This is a genomic window from Streptomyces sp. CA-288835, from assembly GCF_050936385.1.
In the GTDB taxonomy this organism is placed as follows: Bacteria; Actinomycetota; Actinomycetes; order Streptomycetales; family Streptomycetaceae; genus Streptomyces.
Window position 1 is genome coordinate 8,316,640 of the sequence record NZ_JBNJMW010000001.1, and the last position, 21,163, is coordinate 8,337,802.

The 21,163-nt window shown below is 69.3% G+C and carries 19 protein-coding genes; 9 read left to right on the top strand and 10 right to left on the bottom strand.

What is annotated here, in order from left to right; genetic code table 11:
* Positions 1-123: 123 nt before the first annotated feature.
* A complete protein-coding gene (locus tag ACQEVY_RS37605; RefSeq protein ID WP_432954112.1) occupies positions 124-870 on the bottom strand; it encodes a GntR family transcriptional regulator in 747 nt (248 codons plus the stop codon).
* A 28-nt stretch (positions 871-898) separates the two neighbouring features.
* Positions 899-2,215, bottom strand: coding sequence for a homogentisate 1,2-dioxygenase (gene hmgA, locus ACQEVY_RS37610; protein WP_432954113.1), 1,317 nt, complete (start codon positions 2,213-2,215; stop codon positions 899-901).
* 198 nt (positions 2,216-2,413) lie between these two features.
* On the opposite strand from hmgA, the gene ACQEVY_RS37615 reads away from it, so the two are divergent.
* From ACQEVY_RS37615 to ACQEVY_RS37635, 5 genes are all read left to right on the top strand, one after another.
* On the top strand, positions 2,414-3,055 hold the full coding sequence (locus ACQEVY_RS37615) for a nuclear transport factor 2 family protein (RefSeq protein WP_432954115.1): 642 nt from the start codon (positions 2,414-2,416) through the stop codon (positions 3,053-3,055).
* Positions 3,055-3,675, top strand: coding sequence for a TetR family transcriptional regulator (locus ACQEVY_RS37620; protein ID WP_432955607.1), 621 nt, complete (start codon positions 3,055-3,057; stop codon positions 3,673-3,675). Before ACQEVY_RS37615 ends, ACQEVY_RS37620 begins: the two co-directional genes overlap by 1 nt.
* A 106-nt stretch (positions 3,676-3,781) precedes the next feature.
* Positions 3,782-6,037: a molybdopterin oxidoreductase family protein gene (locus ACQEVY_RS37625; RefSeq protein WP_432954116.1), complete on the top strand. Its 2,256-nt coding sequence runs from the start codon at positions 3,782-3,784 to the stop codon at positions 6,035-6,037.
* Positions 6,038-6,151: 114 nt separating this feature from the next.
* Positions 6,152-7,618 carry a CitMHS family transporter gene (locus tag ACQEVY_RS37630; RefSeq protein ID WP_432955609.1) on the top strand — a complete coding sequence of 489 codons (1,467 nt, stop codon included), beginning with the start codon at positions 6,152-6,154 and terminating at the stop codon, positions 7,616-7,618.
* 30 nt (positions 7,619-7,648) lie between these two features.
* Positions 7,649-8,908 carry an MFS transporter gene (locus tag ACQEVY_RS37635; RefSeq protein ID WP_432954117.1) on the top strand — a complete coding sequence of 420 codons (1,260 nt, stop codon included), beginning with the start codon at positions 7,649-7,651 and terminating at the stop codon, positions 8,906-8,908.
* 42 nt (positions 8,909-8,950) lie between these two features.
* Here ACQEVY_RS37635 and soxR read toward each other — a convergent pair whose 3' ends face one another.
* Positions 8,951-9,478: a redox-sensitive transcriptional activator SoxR gene (soxR, locus tag ACQEVY_RS37640; RefSeq protein WP_432954119.1), complete on the bottom strand. Its 528-nt coding sequence runs from the start codon at positions 9,476-9,478 to the stop codon at positions 8,951-8,953.
* Between the two features lie 130 nt (positions 9,479-9,608).
* On the opposite strand from soxR, the gene ACQEVY_RS37645 reads away from it, so the two are divergent.
* A complete protein-coding gene (locus tag ACQEVY_RS37645) occupies positions 9,609-10,070 on the top strand; it encodes a MaoC family dehydratase (RefSeq protein WP_432954121.1) in 462 nt (153 codons plus the stop codon).
* A 76-nt stretch (positions 10,071-10,146) separates the two neighbouring features.
* On the opposite strand, the gene ACQEVY_RS37650 is transcribed toward ACQEVY_RS37645, so the two are convergent.
* Both ACQEVY_RS37650 and ACQEVY_RS37655 read right to left on the bottom strand, forming a co-directional pair.
* On the bottom strand, positions 10,147-10,773 hold the full coding sequence (locus ACQEVY_RS37650) for a TetR/AcrR family transcriptional regulator (protein WP_432954123.1): 627 nt from the start codon (positions 10,771-10,773) through the stop codon (positions 10,147-10,149).
* A 142-nt stretch (positions 10,774-10,915) separates the two neighbouring features.
* A complete protein-coding gene (locus tag ACQEVY_RS37655; protein ID WP_328772719.1) occupies positions 10,916-11,203 on the bottom strand; it encodes a YiaA/YiaB family inner membrane protein in 288 nt (95 codons plus the stop codon).
* Between the two features lie 224 nt (positions 11,204-11,427).
* Here ACQEVY_RS37655 and ACQEVY_RS37660 point away from each other — a divergent pair, with 224 nt between their 5' ends.
* Positions 11,428-12,795 carry an MFS transporter gene (locus tag ACQEVY_RS37660; RefSeq protein ID WP_432954124.1) on the top strand — a complete coding sequence of 456 codons (1,368 nt, stop codon included), beginning with the start codon at positions 11,428-11,430 and terminating at the stop codon, positions 12,793-12,795.
* Here the strand turns inward: ACQEVY_RS37660 and ACQEVY_RS37665 are convergent.
* From ACQEVY_RS37665 to ACQEVY_RS37675, 3 genes are all read right to left on the bottom strand, one after another.
* Positions 12,784-13,740 (bottom strand): DMT family transporter, encoded by a 957-nt coding sequence (locus tag ACQEVY_RS37665; RefSeq protein WP_432955610.1) that lies wholly within the window; start codon positions 13,738-13,740, stop codon positions 12,784-12,786. The two genes, ACQEVY_RS37660 and ACQEVY_RS37665, sit on opposite strands and share 12 nt — an antisense overlap.
* 85 nt (positions 13,741-13,825) lie before the next feature.
* On the bottom strand, positions 13,826-14,545 hold the full coding sequence (locus tag ACQEVY_RS37670; protein ID WP_432954125.1) for an ArsR/SmtB family transcription factor: 720 nt from the start codon (positions 14,543-14,545) through the stop codon (positions 13,826-13,828).
* A gap of 35 nt (positions 14,546-14,580) precedes the next feature.
* A complete protein-coding gene (locus tag ACQEVY_RS37675) occupies positions 14,581-15,222 on the bottom strand; it encodes a TetR/AcrR family transcriptional regulator (RefSeq protein WP_432954126.1) in 642 nt (213 codons plus the stop codon).
* A 55-nt stretch (positions 15,223-15,277) separates the two neighbouring features.
* On the opposite strand from ACQEVY_RS37675, the gene ACQEVY_RS37680 reads away from it, so the two are divergent.
* Positions 15,278-15,796: a hypothetical protein gene (locus ACQEVY_RS37680; protein ID WP_432954127.1), complete on the top strand. Its 519-nt coding sequence runs from the start codon at positions 15,278-15,280 to the stop codon at positions 15,794-15,796.
* An 80-nt stretch (positions 15,797-15,876) separates the two neighbouring features.
* Here the strand turns inward: ACQEVY_RS37680 and ACQEVY_RS37685 are convergent, their stop codons facing one another.
* Complete coding sequence (locus ACQEVY_RS37685) at positions 15,877-16,479, bottom strand: hypothetical protein (RefSeq protein WP_328772724.1); 603 nt, start codon at positions 16,477-16,479, stop codon at positions 15,877-15,879.
* 286 nt (positions 16,480-16,765) lie between these two features.
* Here ACQEVY_RS37685 and ACQEVY_RS37690 point away from each other — a divergent pair, with 286 nt between their 5' ends.
* Positions 16,766-19,633 carry a penicillin acylase family protein gene (locus ACQEVY_RS37690; protein ID WP_432954128.1) on the top strand — a complete coding sequence of 956 codons (2,868 nt, stop codon included), beginning with the start codon at positions 16,766-16,768 and terminating at the stop codon, positions 19,631-19,633.
* A 99-nt stretch (positions 19,634-19,732) separates the two neighbouring features.
* Here the strand turns inward: ACQEVY_RS37690 and ACQEVY_RS37695 are convergent, their stop codons facing one another.
* Complete coding sequence (locus ACQEVY_RS37695) at positions 19,733-20,992, bottom strand: exo-beta-N-acetylmuramidase NamZ family protein (RefSeq protein WP_432954130.1); 1,260 nt, start codon at positions 20,990-20,992, stop codon at positions 19,733-19,735.
* Positions 20,993-21,163 lie beyond the last annotated feature (171 nt).

Sequence of the window (21,163 nt, forward strand, 5' to 3'; positions counted from 1 at the left end):
CCCGCACCCACCAACCACCCAAGGGGCGCGGGGCTGTGACATTAGCGGCTCCGCCGCGGGGCGCGACCAGCCACAACGAACCGTCAGTCGAAAACGAACCCAACCGCCCAACCAGCGGAGCGCCTACGCCTCAAGCGTCACCGTGAACGAAAACCGATCCCCCCGGTAATGGATCACCGCCACATCCAGCACCCGACCGTCGTCACCACACGCAACCCCCGTGTACCGCAGGATCGGGCTGAGCAACGGCACCTCAAGCAGCCGTGACGTCTCGGGATCGGCCAGCCGAGCCTCCACCGTGTCGGTGATGCGGCTGATCCGCATGCCGACCACGTCCCGCAGTACCTTCGTCATCGGCCAGCGGACGAGATCGTCCACGTCGATACGCTCAGCCAGTTCCGGCCGCACGTAGTTCCGCGCATGATTCGTCGGCTCGCCCGTCTTCTCGTCACTCCGCAGCCGGTGGTACGTCGCCACCGAGGCCAACTCCGGGAAGTACTCCGCGAGTTCGGCCGACACCGGCGCCACGCCGTGATCGAGCAGCTCCGTCGTCATGCCCGACTGCTGCGCCACGATCGCGTCCACCGAGCCCAACAGCCGCACAGGCGCCCCCCGTTGCGCGCTCGGCTCGATGAACGTGCCGCGTCGGCGATGGCGGGTGATCAGGCCCTCGTCCTCCAGCTCCTTGAGCGCCTGGCGCATGGTCAGGACGCTCACCCCGTAGTGCCCTGCCAGCTGTTCCTCGGTGGGCAGGCGCAGTGGGTCCTCCGGTGACCGGCCGAGTATCGAGGCGCGCAGGGACTGCGACACCTGATACCAGAGCGGCAGCTTGCGGTTCAGGACGATCGAGTCCGGGGCGAATGAGGTCACGAAGGTATCCGTACCGGTCAACTGGCGTTCAGTGCAACGGGCCGAAGTGACGCTCGAGGCCCCGCCACACATCGTCGTACGCCCGTTGCAGGTGTTCCGCCCGTGCCGCCTGCGCCGTGAGCGTCACCGGCCAGCGCGTCTCGAACATGAAGGCCAGCCCATCGTCGACCTTCTGCGGACGCAGCTCCGCGGCGCTCGCCCGGTCGAAGGTCTCCCGGTCGGGCCCGTGCGCCGACATCATGTTGTGCAGCGAACCCCCGCCCGGAACAAAGCCTTCCGCCTTCGCGTCGTACGCGCCCTCGATGAGCCCCATGTACTCGCTCATCACATTCCGGTGGAAGTACGGCGGCCGGAATGTGTCCTCGCCGACCAGCCAACGCGGCGCGAAGACGACGAAGTCGACGCCCGCGAGCCCCGGGGTGTCCGTCGGCGAGGTCAGCACCGTGAAGATCGACGGGTCCGGGTGGTCGTACGAGATCGTGCCGAGCACATTGAAACGGCGCAGGTCGTAGACGTACGGCACATGGCTGCCGTGCCAGGCGACGACGTCCAGCGGAGAGTGGTCGTACGTCGCGGTCCACAGGTTCCCGCAGAACTTGTTCACCACCTCCACCGGGCCCTCGACGTCCTCGTACGCGGCGACCGGAGCCTGGAAGTCGCGCGCGGCGGCAAGCCCGTTGGCGCCGATCGGCCCGAGTTCGGGGAGCTGGAAGGGCGCCCCGTAGTTCTCGCAGACGTAGCCGCGTACAGCGTCGTCGAGCAGCTCCACGCGGAAGCGCACCCCGCGAGGAATCAGCGCCACATGCCCGGGCTCCGCGTGCAGCAGCCCGAACTCGGTGCGCAGCAGCAGCCCGCCGTGCTCCGGCACGATCAGCAGCTCGCCGTCGGCGTCGCTGAACACCCGCTCCATCGAGGAGTTGGCGTGGTACAGGTGCACGGCCATACCGGTGCGCTGGGTGGCGTCGCCGTTGCCGCCGAGGGTCCACAGGCCCCGTACGAAATCCGTGCCCGGCTCGGGCTCCGGCAGGGGGTTCCAGCGCAGCCGGTTGGGGTCCGGCGCTGTCTCGGTGAAGGGCGCCGTGCGGAGGGTGCCGTTGTCGGTGCGGGCGAAGGCCGGGTGGGCGGCGGACGGGCGGATCCGGTACAGCCACGAGCGGCGGTTCTGCGCCCTCGGCTCCGTGAACGCCGAACCGCTCAGCTGCTCCGCATACAGCCCGAGCGGTGCGCGCTGCGGCGAGTTGCGGCCGATCGGCAGCGCGCCCGGCACCGCCTCCGAACTGTGCTCATTGCCGAAGCCCGAGAGGTACGTCAATGCCTCGGCGGTCTTCCGCGCATCCCCGTTCATGGTCGCTCCCTTGCGCCCTCGCTCCTATTCCTATGCAACACCGTAGGATTCAGGATTTCCGTCCGCAAGACATGCGGCGAGGTCTGCAGAGGTGTGGCCGGGAAGCGATCGGCGTGATCGCGCCAAGACCGCTGTAGTACCCAAGAACCAGACTTGAGAGGGATTCGCCTGTCAGACCGGTGCCTTAGTGTCACCGACATGTCGTGGACGCGCGGATTCCTCGCCGCGTTCGCCGTCTGTGCCCTCCTCGGTGCCCTGCTCGCCGGAATCACGGGCTGCGATTCGGGCGGCGGCGCGGGCGAGGGCAACGGGGCAAGGCCGTCACCGGTGGGCAAGGTGCTGGAAGACACGGACGAAGAGGGGCGGAACTACCGTGAGGTGGACAAGAAGCGCGCACCCGAGGTCCGGATAGAAGTGCTGCCCGACGCCCGCGACGGCTGGAATGTCCGCCTGACCCTCGAGGACTTCCGCTTCTCACCGGCCGGCGGGAAGGAGACGGCCGTTCAAGGGCGCGGCTATGCCCTCCTGCGAGTGGACGGGCGCCCCGTAGCCGAGCTCCGCGACCCCGCCCACCATCTGCCCGGCAGCTCCGTCACCCGCGGCACGCACAAGATCACCGTGCGCCTCCATGCCGACGACGACACCGTGTGGGCCGTCGATGGTGAACCAATCGAGAGAACCGCGGACATCACCGTCTCCGATCCCGAGCCGTCTCCCACGACGACCCCCGAGCCACCGACCACCGCGACTTCTCCTGCGCCGACTCCGCAGGTGAGCGAGCGGGAGCGCGACCGGCGTACAGGGGGGCGCGGTTCCCCGAACCACGCCGGAAAGGCATGATGTTGCCCGTGCCTCAAGCGACCTCGCTGCGCCGTGCGCCCGTCCAGCGCCGGAGCGCGGAACGACTGACCAGGATCCTCGACGCCTGCGCCGATCTCCTCGACGAGGTCGGCTACGACGCCCTGAGCACCCGGGCCGTCGCCGTGCGCGCCGGTGTCCCCATCGGCTCCGTGTACCGCTTCTTCGGCAATAAGCGCGCCATGGCCGACGCGCTGGCCCAGCGCAACCTCGACCGCTACGCCGAACGTGTCACCCAGCGCCTCGAAGCGGCGGAGGGGGAGGGCGGCTGGCGGACGGCCATGGACGCCGTGCTCGACGAGTACCTCGCTATGAAGCGCACCGCGCCCGGCTTCGCCCTGGTCGACTTCGGCAACCAGATCCCCGTAGGTACCCGGGACACCGAACCCAACACCCGCGTCGCCGACCGCCTGACCGACATGCTCTCCGCCTATCTCGGCCGCGACCCCGACGACGACCTCCGCCGTACCTTCCTGGTCGCCGTCGAGGCCGCCGACACCCTCGTCCAACTCGCCTTCCGCCTCAGTGCGTCGGGCGACGAGCGGATCATCGAGGAGACGCGGGAGCTGTTGCGGTCGTACCTGGCGCGAGTGCTCGACTAAGCGTGACCATCAAGCGCGACCCTCGGAAGGCCTCCCCACCGGGCATACCGCTCGGTATGCTCGGTGGCAGTCCGCGTGCCGACGTCGCCACCCCACCGGAGGGCCCGTGTCCACCACCACCGACTCCCGCACCGCCCTGCGTATCTGCCCCCTGTGCGAGGCCACCTGCGGGCTGACGCTCACCATCGAGGGCACCCGGGTGACCGGCGCCCGCGGCGACCGCGCCGATGTGTTCAGCCAGGGGTTCATCTGCCCGAAGGGAGCCTCCTTCGGAGCTGTGGACTCGGACCCCGACAGGCTGCGTACGCCACTGGTGCGCAAGGACGGTGAGCTGCGCGAGGCCACCTGGGAGGAGGCGTTCGACGCGGTGGCGGCGGGGTTGCGGCCGGTCGTCGAGACGTACGGACCGCATGCCGTCGGCGTCGTCCTCGGCAACCCGAACGTCCACACCATGGCCGGCGCCCTCTATCCGCCCGTACTGCTCGGCGCCCTCGGCACCCGCAGCCTCTTCACGGCCTCCACGATCGACCAGATGCCCAAGCACGTCTCCAGCGGGCTGCTCTTCGGTGACGCGACCGCGATCCCCGTACCCGACCTCGACCGCACCGACCACCTGCTGCTGATCGGCGCCAACCCCCTGGAATCCAACGGAAGTCTGTGCACGGCACCCGACTTCCCCGGCAAGCTCAAGGCGATCAAGGCGCGCGGTGGCACCCTCACCGTGATCGACCCGCGCCGCACCCGTACCGCCAAACTCGCCGACCGGCACGTCGCCATCCGCCCCGGCACCGACGCCCTGCTGCTCGCGGCCATGACGTACGTCCTCTACGAGGAGAAGCTCACCGACCTCGGCGAACTCACCGAGCTGGTGCAGGGACTCGACGAACTCCGCGATGCCGTACGGGACTTCACGCCCGAAGCCGTCGCCGAGGCGTGCGACGTGGACGCCGGTACGATCCGGGCGCTCGCCCGCGAGCTGGCCGCCGCGCCCACCGCCGCCGTGTACGGCCGCATCGGCAGCTGCACCGTCCCGCACGGCACCTTGGCCAGCTGGCTCGTCGACGTGCTGAACATCCTCACCGGCAACCTGGACCGGCCCGGCGGCGCCCTCTTCCCGCACGAGGCCACCGCCAAGACGCCCCGCCCCGCCGGACCCGGCCGCGGATTCGCCCTCGGACGCTGGCACAGCAGGGTCAGTCGCCACCCGGAAGCCAAGGGCGAACTGCCCATCGCGGCGCTCGCCGAGGAGATCGACACCGCGACCGCCGAGGGCCAGCCCGTCCGCGCCGTCATCGCCATCGCCGCCAACCCGGTCCTGTCCACACCCGACGGCGACCGTCTCGACAAGGCCCTCGACTCGCTCGACTTCATGGTCAGCGTCGACCCGTACCTGAACGAGACCTCGCGCCACGCCCATGTCGTACTGCCGCCGCCCCCGCCCTCGCAGAGCCCGCACCACGACTTCGCCTTCAACCACTTCGCCATACGCAACCAGGTCCGCTACACCCGCGCCGCCGTCCCCCTCGAACCCGGCCGCATGGCCGAGACCGAGATCCTCGCCCGGCTCATCCTCGCCGCGACCGGCATGCACGGCACCGACCCCTCCGCCGTGGACGCCATGGTCATCGACCAGACCCTCGGCAAGGCCGTCAAGGACCCGCACTCCCCGGTGCACGGCCGCGACCCCCGCGAACTCGCCGCCCTGCTCACCGGCGACAACGGCCCCGAGCGACGCCTCGACATGATGCTGCGCCTCGGCCCGTACGGCGACGGATTCGGCGTACGGCGGGAAGGGCTGACCCTGGACAAGCTGCTGGACGCGCCGCACGGCATCGACCTCGGACCGCTCCAGCCGCGCCTTCCGCAACCCCTCAAGACCCGCAGCGGACGCGTCGAACTGCTGCCGCAGCCGATCGCCGACGACCTGCCGCGCCTCAGGGACGCCCTGCGTCAACGCCCCGAGGGCCTCGTCCTCGTCGGCCGCCGTCATCTGCGCTCCAACAACAGCTGGATGCACAACATCCCCGCCCTGACCGGCGGCACCAACCGCTGCACCCTGCACCTCCACCCCGACGACGCGGCACGCCTCGGGATCGCGGACGGGGGCGCCGTACGGATCAAGGGCGCCGGGGGAGAGGTGACGGCTGAGGCCGAGGTCACCGACGGCATCCGGCGCGGGGTCGTGAGCCTGCCGCACGGCTGGGGTCACGACCGTCCGGGCACCCGTATGAGCCACGCCGCCACCGACCCCGGAGTCAACGTCAACCAGCTTCTCGACGGCTCGCTGCTCGACCCGCTGTCGGGCAACGCGGTCCTCAATGGCATATCCGTAGAGGTCTCGCCAACAGGGACAACGCCCTGACCAGGCTTTTTGCGCTTATTGCTCGCACGTCAACGTCTTGTTAACGCTTGTGTCACCGCCCTAACGTCGCCCCAACCGCCGGCCCTGGTGGCTGTTCAAGGGCGAACGTTAGGTATCCACATGCTCACCTTCCTTGGCTTCGCCATGATCGCGACCTTCCTGGTCCTGATCATGATGAAGAAGATGTCGCCGATCGCGGCGCTCGTACTGATCCCGGCACTCTTCTGTGTGTTCGTCGGAAAGGGTGCCCATCTCGGCGACTACGTCATCGAAGGAGTGGGCCAACTCGCGCCCACCGCCGCGATGCTGATGTTCGCCATCGTCTACTTCGGCGTCATGATCGACGTCGGGCTCTTCGACCCGATCGTTCGGGGCATCCTGAAGTTCTGCAAGGCCGACCCCCTGCGCATCGTCGTCGGTACGGCCCTGCTCGCCGCGATCGTCTCGCTCGACGGCGACGGCTCGACCACCTTCATGATCACGGTCTCGGCGATGTACCCGCTCTACAAGCGCCTCAAGATGAGCCTCGTCGTCATGACCGGCGTCGCCGCCACCGCCAACGGCGTCATGAACACCCTCCCCTGGGGCGGCCCGACCGCCCGCGCAGCCACCGCGCTCAAGCTCGACGCCGGCGACATCTTCGTCCCGATGATCCCGGCTCTCGCCGTCGGCCTGCTCTTCGTCATCTTCCTCTCGTACGTACTCGGCCTCCGCGAGCGCAAGCGGCTCGGGGTGCTGAGCCTCGAAGAGGTCCTGGAGTCGGACAAGGTCGTCCTGGAGAAGGAGGACGAGAAGCAGCCGGAGACCGAGACGGTGCTGGTGGGTGCCGGTGCCGGTGGCTCCGGTGACGGCAAGGGCCGTACGGGCAAGACCACCGGCGGCGCGGGCTCCGGCACCGACGCCTCCGACGCAGCGGACGACGACGAGGACGACGTACGACTCCAGGGTCTGGACCCCAACCGGCCGACGCTGCGCCCCAAGCTGTACTGGTTCAACGCGCTGCTCACGATCGCCCTCCTCACCGCGATGATCATGGAGTGGCTGCCGATCCCGGTCCTGTTCATCCTGGGTGCCGCGCTCGCGCTGACCGTGAACTTCCCGCACATGCCCGACCAGAAGGCCCGCCTCGGCGCCCACGCCGAGAACGTCCTCAACGTCTCCGGGATGGTCTTTGCCGCCGCCGTCTTCACCGGCGTCCTCCAGGGCACCGGCATGGTCGACTCCATGGCGAAGTGGCTCGTCGACGGCATCCCCGAGGGCATGGGCCCGCACATGGCGATCGTCACCGGCTTCCTGAGCCTGCCGCTCACGTACTTCATGTCGAACGACGGCTTCTACTTCGGCGTCCTGCCGGTGCTCGCCGAAGCCGGCGCCGCACACGGGGTGTCGCCGCTGGAGATCGCCCGCGCCTCGCTCGTCGGCCAGCCGCTGCACATGTCCAGCCCGCTCGTGCCCGCCGTATACGTCCTCGTGGGGATGGCGAAGGTGGAGTTCGGCGATCACACCAAGTTCGTGGTCAAGTGGGCTGCGCTGACTTCCCTCGTGGTACTCGGTGCGGGGATCCTGTTCGGAATCATCTGATCCCCTTCTTCTGACCCCTTGGAGGACCCCGTGAGGCCCGGTGGGAACCGCGGCTGGCTGCTACGCCTCGTCATCGCCTTCAGCTTCGCGCAGGGGGCGGTGTCGATGGCGCGGCCCGCCGTCTCCTACCGGGCCCTCGCGCTGGGCGCGGACGAGGCCGCCGTCGGTGTGATCGCGGGCGTGTACGCGCTGCTGCCGCTGTTCGTCGCCGTACCGCTGGGCCGCAGGACCGACCAGGGCCGGTGCGCGCCCCTGCTGCCCATCGGCGTCGTACTGATCGCGGGCGGCTGCGCCCTCAGCGGTGTCGCGAACTCCCTGGTGGCGATGGCGGCGTGGAGCGGAGTGATGGGCCTCGGTCACCTCTGCTTCGTGATCGGCGCGCAGTCGATCGTGGCCCGCCAGTCCGCCCCGCACGAACAGGACCGCAACTTCGGCCACTTCACCATCGGGGCCTCCCTCGGCCAACTGGTCGGACCGATCGCCGCGGGCGCCCTGATCGGCGGCCCCGACATGGCGGGCACCAGCGCGCTGGCCCTGCTCGTCGCCGGCGCGGGAGCGGCGGTCGCGTTCACCTCGCTGTGGCGCATCGAGCACCGTACGCCCGCCAAGTCCCGTACGCCCCAAGGGAAACGGGTCCCCGTACACCGCATCCTGCGCCGCCGGGGCGTACCGGCGGGCATCTTCATCAGCCTCGCCGTCCTGTCGGCCACAGACATCCTCACCGCGTACCTGCCGGTGGTCGGCGAGCACCGCGGCATCCCGCCGTCCGTCATCGGCCTGCTGCTCAGCCTGCGCGCGGCGGCAACGATCGCCTGCCGCCTCGTGATGACCCCGATGCTGCGCCTGCTCGGCCGGGGCGCCCTGCTCACCTCGACCTGCCTGCTGGCAGCCGGCCTGTGCGCGGGTATCGCGGTGCCGGTCCCGGTCTGGGCGCTGGCCGTGATCCTCGCGGCGCTCGGCTTCTGCCTGGGCGTCGGCCAGCCCCTCTCCATGACCACGGTCGTCCAGGCCGCCCCACCCGACGCCCGCTCCACCGCCCTCGCCCTGCGCCTGACCGGCAACCGCCTGGGCCAGGTCGCGGCACCGGCCGCGGCGGGTCTGGTGGCGGGCGTCGCGGGCGTGGCGGCCCCCTTCGTGATGCTCGGCGCACTGCTGGTGATCGCGTCGGGACTGGGGCTGCGACAGGGCCGTATCGCCGACAAGGACGCAGACGCAGACGAAGACGAGGACGAACCGGGGGAGCGGGCAGAGCGTACGTCCTCGCCGCCACCACAACGCGAGAGCCGCTGAGCCCGACTGCTCGACGGGGCGGAACTCTGCTCGGAGGCTGTGTCAGCAGCTGCCCTCGGGCTCGCACGCCCGCTCTCGCTGCCCGACGGTCTTGCGCTGCTTGGTCCCGGCGGGGCGCCGCTCCACCATGAGCCGAGAACCGCTCTGCTTCTCGCCGAACACATCGTCCGGGTTGGAGAGCACGCAGTTCTCCAGGGACAGGCAGCCGCAGCCGATGCAGTCCGTGAGATGGTCGCGCAGCCGGCTCAACTGCTTGATGCGCTCGTCGAGTTCGGAGCGCCAGGCCTCCGAGAGATGAGCCCAGTCCTCCCGCGTCGGCGTGCGCCCCTCGGGGAGCTCGGCGAGGGCGTCGCGGATAGTGGCCAGCGGGATGCCGACGCGCTGCGCGGCCCGTACGAAGGCGACGCGGCGCAGCGTGTCACGGGAGTAGCGGCGCTGGTTGCCCGCGGTGCGGCGGCTGCTGATGAGGCCCTTGGACTCGTAGAAGTGCAGGGCGGACACGGCGGCGCCGCTGCGGGCCGACAGCTGTCCCACCGTGAGTTCGTGGATCTTCTCTGGAATCTTGGGCATCACTCGAAGCCTACCCAGTTGTCAGGGCCCGGTTTCCCGCGCTCCGGGTCCGTTGACAGAGGCTCCGTACCCGACGATGCTAAGCAGTCGCTTAGGCATGCAGGACCGAGCACGCGGGAGGCCAGGACACATGGCAGAGCCGAAGATCTTCACGTCCGCCGACGAGCTGAAGGCGGCGGTGGGCGAGCAGTTGGGGCACAGCGACTGGCTGGAGATCGACCAGAAGCGGATCGACCTGTTCGCGGACGCGACCGGCGATCACCAGTGGATCCACGTGGACCCGGAGAAGGCCGCCGCCGGGCCGTTCGGTACGACCATCGCGCACGGCTATCTCACGCTGTCGCTGCTGCCCTCACTCGTACCGCAGATCCTGCGCGTCGAGGGCGCGAAGATGGGCGTCAACTACGGCACCAACAAGGTGCGCTTCCCGTCCCCCGTACCGGTGGGCTCGCGCCTGCGCGCCACGGCGGTGCTCAAGGAGGTCGCGGAGGCCGGCGGCGGAGTCCAGGTCACAGCCGCGGTGACCGTGGAACGCGAGGGCGGCGACAAGCCGGTATGCGTGGCGGAGTCGGTGTCGCGCTACTACTTCTAGACACGTCAGCGCGTGCGCTCCAGACACTTCAGGGCGTACGAAGCTGCCGACGGCCGGAGACTCCCGGCAGTGGGAGCTACTTGCTCGCCCCCACCATCCGCAGCACGAGGTCGGCGTATAGCGCGCCGACCTCGTCCGGCGTCCGGGAGCCGTCCACGTTGAACCAGCGGGCGACATCGACGCACAGCGAGAGCACGGCGAGCGTGGTGCCGCGCACGTTGGGCACATCGAACTCGCCGCTCGCCACACCGTCCTCGATGATCCCGCGCACCTCGGCGTCGACCTGGCGGCGCAACGCGATGATCTCGGCGCGGGCGGCCGGACCGAGCGAGTCCAGTTCGTACTGCACGACCCGCGCGGTGGTGCGCCTCCCGGCGTGCCAGCGCACGAACGAGTTCACCGCGTCCGCGAGCCGCTCCGTCGCACTGCCCTCACCCCGGGCAGCCGTCTGCAGAACGTCGAGGGCCATCTCGTGGCCGATCCTGCTGATCCGGTGGAGCAGCTCTTCCTTGGTCTTGAAGTGGATGTAGAGCGCGGCCGGGCTCATACCGGCCCGGCCCGCGATGTCCCGGGTCGTCGTCGCGTGGTACCCGCGCTCGGCGAAGGCCTCCACCGCGGCGACGAGCAGCCGCCGTGCCGCGTCCGGGGTGACCTCGGCCCAGGGCAGCATCTCGCCGCCGGCCGTCTCCTCCGCCGTACTCATCGCTGTTCGCCCCTTCTCGGCTGTCAGTTCTCCACTGACCGGACTCTCCACTGGCAGGACGAACCACGATACCTCGCCACCTGAGCGAGCGCTTAGCCCGCGTGCTGCCCGCGCAGCGCACGGACCGGGCGACCGGCGGATGTCACAGCTTCTCGAAGGGGTCGTGCTCCGCGAGCAGCTTCTCCAGGCGGGCCTGGTCGACCCGGCTGACGATCTGCCCGGCCTCCTGCCGGTCCCGGATCACCTTGGCCAGCGTGAAGGCCGAGGTGACGAGGTAGAGAACGGCGATCGCCAGGAAGCCGCGCACCCATGCGTCGGCGTCGAGGCGGAGAATGCCGACGGCCGTCGCGGCCATGGCGACGGCGAACGAAGCGACCGCTTGGCCGTAGAAGGCCGCGGTGTTCTGCTGCTTGACAGGTGTCTCACTCATGCGGACAAGAATCGGCGGATGTGGCCGTGGCCACATCCGCCCGGATACTCAGCCGATCCCAGCCGGATACTCAGACGGCCCTGCCTGAGGCCCGTGCCCGAGACCCCTGCCTGAGACCCGTGCGTGAGCTGCGTGAAAACCATACGTGCACGACCGTTGACCTACATACCGTCCGGTCAGTACGTTCCCCCGAACGTCCCCGCACCCACCGGAGTGTGCACAAAATGGACACCGCACCTTCCGCGCTCCCCGGCGCGACCACCAGCCCCGACACCAGACACCGCCGCAAGGTGGCGACCGCCGCCGCCCTCGCCTCCGCCGTCGAGTGGTACGACTACTTCGTCTTCGGTATCGCCGCGGCCCTCGTCCTCGGAGACCTGTACTTCCCCGCGGGCAGCCCCTCCGCAGGAGTCCTCGCCTCGTTCGCCACCTTCGCCGTGGGCTTCCTCGCCCGTCCGCTCGGCGGAGTCATCGCGGGCCACCTCGGCGACAAACGAGGCCGCAAGCCCATGCTGGTCCTGGCCCTGACCCTGATGGGCGTGGCCACCACCGGCATCGGCCTCCTCCCCACGTACGCGACGATCGGCATCGCCGCCCCCATCCTCCTCGTCGTCCTGCGCATCATGCAGGGCATCGCGGTCGGCGCCCAGTGGGGCGGCGCGATGCTCCTCGCCACGGAGTACGCCCCCGAGGGCAAGCGCGGCGTCTACGGCAGCGTCGTCCAACTCGGCGTCCCCATCGGCGTGGTGACCGCCAACTCCGTCTTCCTGCTCGCCGGCGCCTTCACCAGCGAGAGCGCGTTCGCGTCCTGGGGCTGGCGGGTGCCGTTCCTGATCGGGCTGCTCGTCCTCGGGCTCGCCTGGTACATCCACACCCGCGTCGAGGAGACCCCGGAGTTCCGCCAGGCCGAACAGGCCCTGTCCGAGAAGGAGAAGGGCGAGAAGAGTTCCCCGCTCCGCACGATCCTGCGCGGCCACCTCGGCACGGTGTTCCTCGCAGGCGGCTCGTTCGCGGTCAATACAGCCACCTTCTACATCCTCATCACCGGCGTCCTCGATTACACCACCCGCGAACTCGACATGGAACGCGGCGCCGTCCTCACCGTCTCGCTCTGCGTCAGCCTCAGCCAGCTCGTCCTGATCCCCGCCTCGGCCGCGCTCTCCGACCGCGTCGGACGCATCCGGATCTACGGGTTCGGCGCGGCCGGGATCGCCCTGTGGGCCGTGCCGATGTTCCTGCTGATCGACACGGGTTCGCTGCTGTGGCTGGCCGTCGGCACCTTCGTCGCCAGCTGCTTCCTCAGCATCATGTACGGCCCTCAAGCCGCCCTGTTCGCCGAACTGTTCACGCCCGAGATGCGTTACACGGGTGCCTCGCTCGGCTACCAGATCGCGGCCGTGTTCGGCGGCGGGCTCGCGCCCTTCGTGATGGTGCTCCTGCTAGAGGCCACGGACACCTCGATGTCGGTGTCCGCGTACATCATCGGGCTCTCCGTGATCGCGCTCGTGTCCATCAAGGTCCTTGCGGACAGGGCGCGTTCGGCTTCGGCCCCGACCCCGACCCCGGCCCAGTCAGAGAGCTCAGAGGGCTGAGTCCGGGGCCCGCTCGGCTCGCGGCTCCGGAACCGCTCCCGGAGCCGCGACCCGAGCGGCCCGTGGCCGGGACCGCGACACGGCGACGCCCGCGAGACACACCAGCCCGCCGACGAGAGTGATCCAGCCCGGCACCTCGTCGAGCGCCAGCCACGACATCAGCACCACCAGGGCGGGCACCGCGTACGTCGTCGCGCCCATCTTCCCGGCCGTCGTACGGGCCAGCGCGAACGCCCAGGTCGTGAACGCGAGCGCGGTCGGGAAGACGCCCAGATACAGCATGTTGAGCGTCGCGGACAGCGGGGCGTCACCGGCCTCGGACACCAACTGACCGGCGAACGGCAGACAGGCCACCGCCCCGATCACACAGCCGTACGTCGTCACCTGGAGCGCCGAACCATGCCGTAGAGCCGGCTTCTGCGCGACGACCCCGCCCGCGTACGCCACGGCCGCGAGCAGACAGAGCAGCACACCGAGTACGGACGCGCTGCCCTCGCCGGACATCGAAAGCCCGACCACCGCAGCGCCCACGAACGACACCGCCATCCCCGCCAGCAGCCGAGGCGGCAGCCCTTCCTTGAGCAGCCATCCCGCGAGCAGAGCCATGACCAGCGGCCCGACGTTCACCACCAGGGCGGCGGTCCCCGCATCGACCTTCTGCTCACCCCAGTTGAGCACCACCATGTACAGCCCGAACCACAGCAGCCCGGACACCACGATCCCCGGCCACGCGCCCCGCGCCGGCAACCCCTCCCCGCGCACGAGACAGATGACCCCGAGCACCAGCGCCCCGGCCACCAGCCGCCCGAGCGCCAACGCCCCCGGCGAGTACGCGGTTCCCGCACTACGGATCGACACGAACGCGGACGCCCACAAAACAACGGTCACCGCGGCAGCACCGGCGGCCAGCAGGTCCATACGACGGGCGGACAGGGGAGGCTTCATCACGCTCCAGAGGCTAGGTGGGGAAGAGAGAAAGGGCTCACGAGTTTCGAACTCGACGCCGGGGCGCGGGGCGAATCAGGGGAGATCAGCGGAGCGTCGCGGGCTCGATGCCCAGCAGTTCCGCGAAGGCGCGCTCGCCTTTGTCCGTGACCTTCACGGCCCGCGCCGAGCCGATGCGTACGCACCAGCCCGCGTCCAGTGCGTGCCGGCACAGGGCGGCGCCCGCGAGGCCGGCGAGGTGTGGGCGGCGTTCGGTCCAGTCGAGGCAGGCCCGGGCGAGGGGCCGACGACGGGTGCGTACGAGGGGGATGCCCTGCTCGTCGAACCAAGTCAGCCCCGCGTCCGTGAGCGCGAACCCCGCATCCTGGCGCAGCAGTTGGAGCCCGGTCAGGGCGTCGGTGACGGCGATGCCGAGACGCCCGGCGAGGTGGTCGTAACAGGTGCGCCCGCGCGCCATCGCGGAACCGGCACCGGACTCCCGCAGAGTGCGTGGCCGCTCGGTGCCCGGCGCGAGGTGCGTGGTGAGTTCCTCCACGAGTTGGGCGACCCGCGCGTCGGCCAGTCGTACGTAACGGTGCCGGCCCTGCCGTTCCTCGGCGAGCAGTCCGCCCGCGACCAGCTTGCCGAGGTGTTCGCTCAGCGTGGAGGGGGCGACACCGGCGTGCCGCGCCAGCTCTCCCGCGGTCCACGCGCGCCCGTCGAGCAGGGCGAGCAGACACGCGGCGCGTGTCTCGTCGGCGATCAGTCCGGCGAGCCGTGCCAGCGCCGGCGCCTGCGGTTCCCTCGTGGTCATGCCTCTCAGCATCGGGCACGAACGCTTCGGCGCCCACCGAAGTGTCGCTACGCGGTCCGCCGTACCTGCTCGTACTGTCGCGTCAGCCCGTCCAGCAATGCCGTGAGCCCCGTTTCGAAGGCCCGCTCGTCGATCTTCTCCTGTTGCTCGGCGAGGAGGTGGGCCTGCCCGAGGTGGGGATAGTCGGCGGGGTCGTACGCGCTCTCGTCGTCCACGAAGCCGCCGGCGAAGGAGCCGAGGGCGGAGCCCATGATGAAGTACCGCATGAGCGCGCCGATGGACGTGGCCTGCGCGGGTGGCCACCCCGCCTCGACCATCGCGCCGAACACCGCGTCCGCCAGGCGGAGCGCGGCCGGGCGGCGGCCGGGGCCGCGCGCGAGGACGGGCACGATGTTGGGGTGGTCGCGGAGGGCCTCCCGGTAGGAGACGGCCCAGTCGTGCAGTGCGGTCCGCCAGTCCCGGCCGTCCTCGAACATCGACAGATCGACTTGCGCGCTCACCGAGTCGGCGACCGCCTCGAGAATCTGGCCCTTCGTACGGAAGTGGTTGTAGAGCGAGGGCCCACTCACGCCCAGTTCGGCGGCGAGCCGACGCGTGGAGACGGCGGCCAGCCCCTCGGCGTCCACGAGCGCCCGTGCGGCCGCGACGATGCGGTCGGTACTGAGCAGGGGCTTACGGGGGCGGGCCATGGCGGACATGGTAGGGCCGAGGCTCCAAGCCCACTGAACGAAGAGGAGAGCGCCCATGAGCGTCGCCATCTGTTCCCTGATGTGGCAAGCCGCCCACTCGGGGCCCCAGAGGATCACATACGACCCGGACGGCTACCACTTAGTGCGCTTCCCGTACGTGACCGGCGAGGAGCAGTACGACCCCTGGAACATGCACGACCCGGCGCACGGCGGAGACACCGCATCGAAGTTCCCCGACGCGCGCTCCGCGCTGATCTGGCCCAGCCACGACGGCTGGGGCGTGCTGTCCGCGATGGTGTTCTGGCAGCCGGACGCCCGCGCGCACGAGTACCGGGCGCGCTTCGTCCGCGACCCGCTGAACGCCACCACGGGTTACAACTCCACGGCCACCACCGACATCCAGGCGACCCGCGGCGGCCAGTACCGCACCTACGTCTGGCAGATGTTCGTCCAGCCGGGGACGCCGCTCGGCCTGAAGATCTCGGCGCGCGGAACCGGTGACACGAAGATCGCCGTGCCGATATTCCACGCCCAGTTCAAGCTCGCCATTCACACGGACGTCGTGCAGCCGTAGGCACCACTTATCTCGGCTTGAGTTGCACGGGCCTCACGTGCACGGGGGTGCGGTTCCCCGGTGGCGCACCCCCGTCGTGCTCACACCGAAACCAACAACCGCCCCCGCCTGGACTCCGCCAGAGCCTCAGGCGTCAGAACGGGACGCGGGACTACGATCCCGCAGTCCGTGCAGACCGGGCCCGAGGACGGCTCATGGGCCAGGTCGTACTTCCAGATGAGGCGGTCGCCCGAGCACACCGGGCAGACCGAGCCGGGCTCGCGCTCCAGGGCCGCGATGAGCCGGCGGAGTACTTCAGCCAGAGGTTCATGGGGGTGGACCCGGGGGTCGTCGCACCATGCGACGCCGCAACCGCCCCATGTCAGCCGGTGCCAGTCGTCGACACTGCCCGGCCTGCGCAGCCCGTCGTGCTTCTCCTTCCTGCGGCGCTCGGCGAACGCGTCCTCGTAGGCGAGCCACACCGAGCGCGCCTCCTCGAGTTCGTCGAGCGCGGCCACCAGCCGGGCCGGATCGGGGGAGCGGTCCTCGGGACCGAACCCGGCCCGGGAGCACAAATGGTCCCAGGTGGCCCGATGTCCGTAAGGGGCAAACCTTTCAAGGCACTTGCGCAGTGAATAGCGCCGCAGTGCCAGATCGCACCTCGGATCGCGCACCTGTCTCGCCAGACTCCGGAAACCGGCCATCGCCCTGCACCTCCGTCACACCTGCACCTGAACTTCGGTCACTTCGGCGTCGTCGTACGAACGTTGCCGAATAGACGTATCGGCAGCCGATTCGGCTCCATCCGATTTCCGATGACCGCCATCAACCCTGCGAGGAACGGCATTTCAGCCGCATACCGCGCTCCTTTCAGCCAATGTCGCGTCAGTCGCCCCCGCTGCGATGCAAAAAGGTGACTCCTGCTCATCTTCAACTTCTGGGCTACCGGCGGTAACCTCCAACAGCTCATCAACGTCGGGAGGAGCACTAATGCGACGGCGCACCCCACGCACCACCCCCCACGGCCTGAGAACTCCCCGCAGAATCGCGGGGTTCCTGAAGGCCGCATCAGTGTTCGTTCTCACTGCCGGCCTGTTGGCACCGCTTCAACAGTCGGCAGCCGCCGACCCGGAGCCGAAGGTGGAGGCGACCGACTACTGCAAGGGGCAGTGCGCGGACATCCTGCCGCCGGGTGCCAACGGCAGTGCCACGCTCGCCGAGGTCCTCGGCAATCAGTTGTTCGGTACGGCGCCGCCGCACGCGGACGATCAACTCGGCCCGTACGACGCGCTGTCGTCCGGGTACCCGTCACTGACCAACGACACCCTCAAGAATTTTTACGCCGACGCTTCCTTCGGAGTTCCCTCCGACCAGGTCGCCTCCGTCACCAAGCCCCGTGACGATGTGACGATCACGCGCGACAAGAAGTACGGCATCCCCCACATCAAGGGCAGCACGCGTTACGGCACCGAGTTCGGCGCGGGATACGCGGCCGGGCAGGACCGTATGTGGCTCATCGACCTCTTCCGGCACATCGGGCGGGGCGAGTTGACGCCGTTCGCGGGTGGCGCGGAGTCCAACCAGGGTCTGGAGCAGCAGTTCTGGCCGGAGGCCCCCTACACGGAGGCCGACTTCCAGAAGCAGGTCGACTGGCTGCTCAACAACTCCGGTGAGCGCGGCAAGCAGGCCATGGAGGACGCGAAGGCCTATGTCGACGGCCTCAACGCCTACCGGGTGGCAGCGAAGAACGGCCGCTACTTCCCCGGCGAGTACGTCCTCACCGGCAAGATCGACTCGATCACCAACGTGGGCGAGATCGAGCCCTTCAAGGTGACCGACATGATCGCGCTCGCCTCCGTCGTGGGCGCCCTCTTCGGCACCGGCGGCGGCGGAGAGGTCGAGTCCGCGATCTCCCTCCTCGAGGCCCAGCAGAAGTACGGCGTCGAGGAAGGCAGCAAGGTCTGGGAGTCGTTCCGAGGACGCAACGACCCCGAGACCGTACTGACCCTCCACGACGGCAGCAGCTTCCCGTACGGGAAGAAGCCCGAGGACCCGAAGGGCGTCGCCCTGCCCGATCGGGGTTCCGTCGAGAAGGAGCAGCTGATCTACGACCGCACGGGCGCCGCCCGGTCGGACGCCAAGGCGACCACCTCTTCGGTGAAGACGCCGAACAAACTGAAGCCCCTGAAGGGAGCCTTCAACGACGGAGTGCTCCCTGAGGACCTCTTCAGCGGCGGCGCGACCAAGAAGGGCATGTCCAACGCCCTGATGGTCTCCGGGAAGCACACGGCCAGCGGAAACCCGATCGCCGTCTTCGGCCCGCAGACCGGCTATTTCGCACCGCAGTTGCTGATGATGCAGGAGCTCCAGGGCCCCGGCATCAGCGCACGCGGCGTCTCCTTCGCGGGCGTCGGCATGTACGTACAGCTCGGTCGCGGCCAGGACTACTCCTGGTCGGCCACCTCGTCCCACCAGGACATCACCGACTCGTACGCGCTTGAACTGTGCGAGCCGGGCGGCGGCACCCCCACCAAGCAGTCGACCTCCTACCTCTACCGCGGCGTCTGCACGCCCATGGAGAAGATGGAGAAGACCAACGCCTGGAAGCCGTCGGTCGCCGACTCCACGGCAGCCGGCTCCTACCGGATGCAGGTCTTCAGAACGAACTACGGCATCGTCACGCACCGCGCGACGATCGACGGCAAGCCCTACGCGTACACCACGCTGCGCTCCACCTACCGTCACGAGGCCGACTCCATCATCGGTTTCCAGATGATGAACGACCCCTCGTACGTGAAGGACGCGAAGTCCTTCCAGAAGGCGGCACAGAACATCTCGTACGCCTTCAACTGGTTCTACGCGGACTCCCGTGACACCGCCTACTACATGAGCGGCAGCCACCCGGTGCGCGCGAAGGACGTCGACGGGTCCTTCCCGGTGAAGGCCGAGAAGGCGTACGAGTGGCGGGACTTCAACCCGGAGCACAACACCGCCGCGCTCGCGCCGCCGTCCGAGCATCCGCAGTCGCTCAACCAGGACTACTACATCTCCTGGAACAACAAGCAGGTCAAGGACTTCAGCGCCGCCAACATGAGCATGGGCGCGGTCCATCGTGGTGATCTCCTCGACGACCGGGTGAAGAAGCTCGTCGACAAGGGGGGTGTCACCAGGGCGTCCCTGACCAAGGCGATGGCCGAGGCCGCGGTGGTCGATCTGCGCGGCGAGCAGGTGCTGCCGGAGCTCCTCAAGGTTCTGCGCAGCAAGCCGATCAGTGATCCGGCTCAGGCCCAGGCGGTCGACCAGTTGGAGGCCTGGCTGAAGGCGGGTGCTCAGCGCAACCAGACGTCCGCGAACTCCAAGAAGTACGCGCACTCGGACGCGATCCGGGTCATGGACGCCTGGTGGTCGCAGCTCGTCGAGGCCCAGTTCATGCCGGGGCTCGGGCAGGGGCTGTATGACGCGCTGACCACGGAGCTCACGGTCGACGAGTCACCGTCCGCCGGCCACGGCCCGACCGGCTCGCACGCGGGCTCGGCCTTCCAGTACGGCTGGTGGGGCTACGTCGACAAGGACCTCCGTACGGTCCTGGGTGAGCCGGTGCAGGGCAAGCTTGGCCGCACGTACTGCGGCGATGGCGACCTCGACAAGTGCCGGACCACTCTGCTGACGAGCCTTGGCCAGGCCGCGGCCAAGCCCGCCAAGGAGGTCTACCCGGGCGACGACAGCTGCGCGGCCGGTGACCAGTGGTGCTCGGACGCGATCGTCCAGCGAGCGGTCGGTGGCATCAAGCACCGGCCGATCCAGTGGCAGAACCGGCCCACGTATCAGCAGGTCGTGGAGTTCCCGGCGCATCGGTAGGCGTCGGGAACGGGTCCCTGCGGGGGCGTAGCGGTTCTCGCCGGCGGCGGGGGCGGGGTTTCCTCGCTCCCGCCGCCGCCCGTTGGTGCCCTGGGGGGCTCAGCGGTACAGCAAGTACTTCCGGCGCAAGCGCCGGAACGCCGTCAGTTCGTCCTGCCAGGCCGCCACGATCTCGTCGGCGCCCGCTCCCGCGTCGATCATCGTGCGCACGAGCGTGGAGCCGGTGAGCTTGTCGATCCAGTTGTCGGGCCGCCAACTGAAGCCGTCCCAGACCTTCTTGGCGGTGACGAGGAGTGCGATTCCGGTGCGTACGGGGTCGTAGGCGTCCCGGTCGTGGATGTGGATCTGTACGCCGCCGATCGTCTTGCCCTGGAACTTGGAGAACGTGGGAGCAAAGTACGCCTCTCTGAAGTGCACACCGGGCAGGTCGAGTTGATTGGCTTCCAGGGCCCATCGCCGGTCGATGCCCTCCGCGCCGAGCAGTTCGAAGGGGCGGGTGGTGCCGCGTCCCTCCGAGAGGTTCGTGCCCTCGAAGAGGCAGGTCCCGGAGTACACCAGGGCGGTGTCGGGTGTCGGCATGTTCGGGCTCGGCGGCACCCAGGGCAGCCCGGAGCTGTCGTAGAACTCCGAGCGCTTCCATCCGCTCATCAGGACCGTCTCGAGCGGCACCGGTTCGGTCAGGAACTCGCCATTGAACAGCCGCGCCAGCTCCGCGACCGTCATGCCGTGCGCCTGCGCGATCGGCTCTCGACCGACGAAAGTCGCGAACTCCTTGTGCAGCACGGGCCCTTGGGCCGCCCTGCCCGTCACCGGGTTCGGGCGGTCGAGCACGACAACGCGCTTGCCCGCGCGTGCCGCCGCCTCCATGCAGTCGTACAGCGTCCAGATGTACGTGTAGAAGCGGGCGCCCACGTCCTGGATGTCGAAGAGGATCGTGTCGACACCGGAGGCCGTAAAGATGTCGGCCAGCGGCTGGCCGCTCTTCAAGTACGTGTCGTAGACGGGCAGTCCGGTCGCCGGGTCGTCGTACCGGCCTTCCGAGCCACCTGCCTGCGCGGTGCCGCGAAAGCCGTGCTCGGGGCCGAAGACGGCGGTCAGGTTCACCCGCTCGTCGGCGTGCATGACGTCGACGATGTGGCGAGCGTCTCGGGTGATGCCGGTGGGGTTCGTGACGATACCGGTTCGCTGGCCGCTGAGCTGGGCGTAGGAGTTGGCGACGAGGGTCTCGAAACCTGTCCGTAAGTGCCTGGGGCGCTTGGCATGGGAGGCCTGGTGCTGGGCGGCCTGGGCCTGGGAGGCCGGGGTGAGTGATGCTGCTGCCGTTGTCGCTGCGAGTAGGGCTCGTCTGGATAGGCGCATGAGGCGACGGTATTGCTCCCGCAGGTTGTGGGGGAAGCTGCGGGTTGTCTGGGCTTGTCGCGCCCTGCAACGGACCGCTGATGTCGCAGCCTCGGGCCCCTGGGTTCGTTGGAGGCGGGGCCGCGGGCCTGTGCGTTGCGGCTGACGGCTCAGTACAGGGCGTGTGTTCCC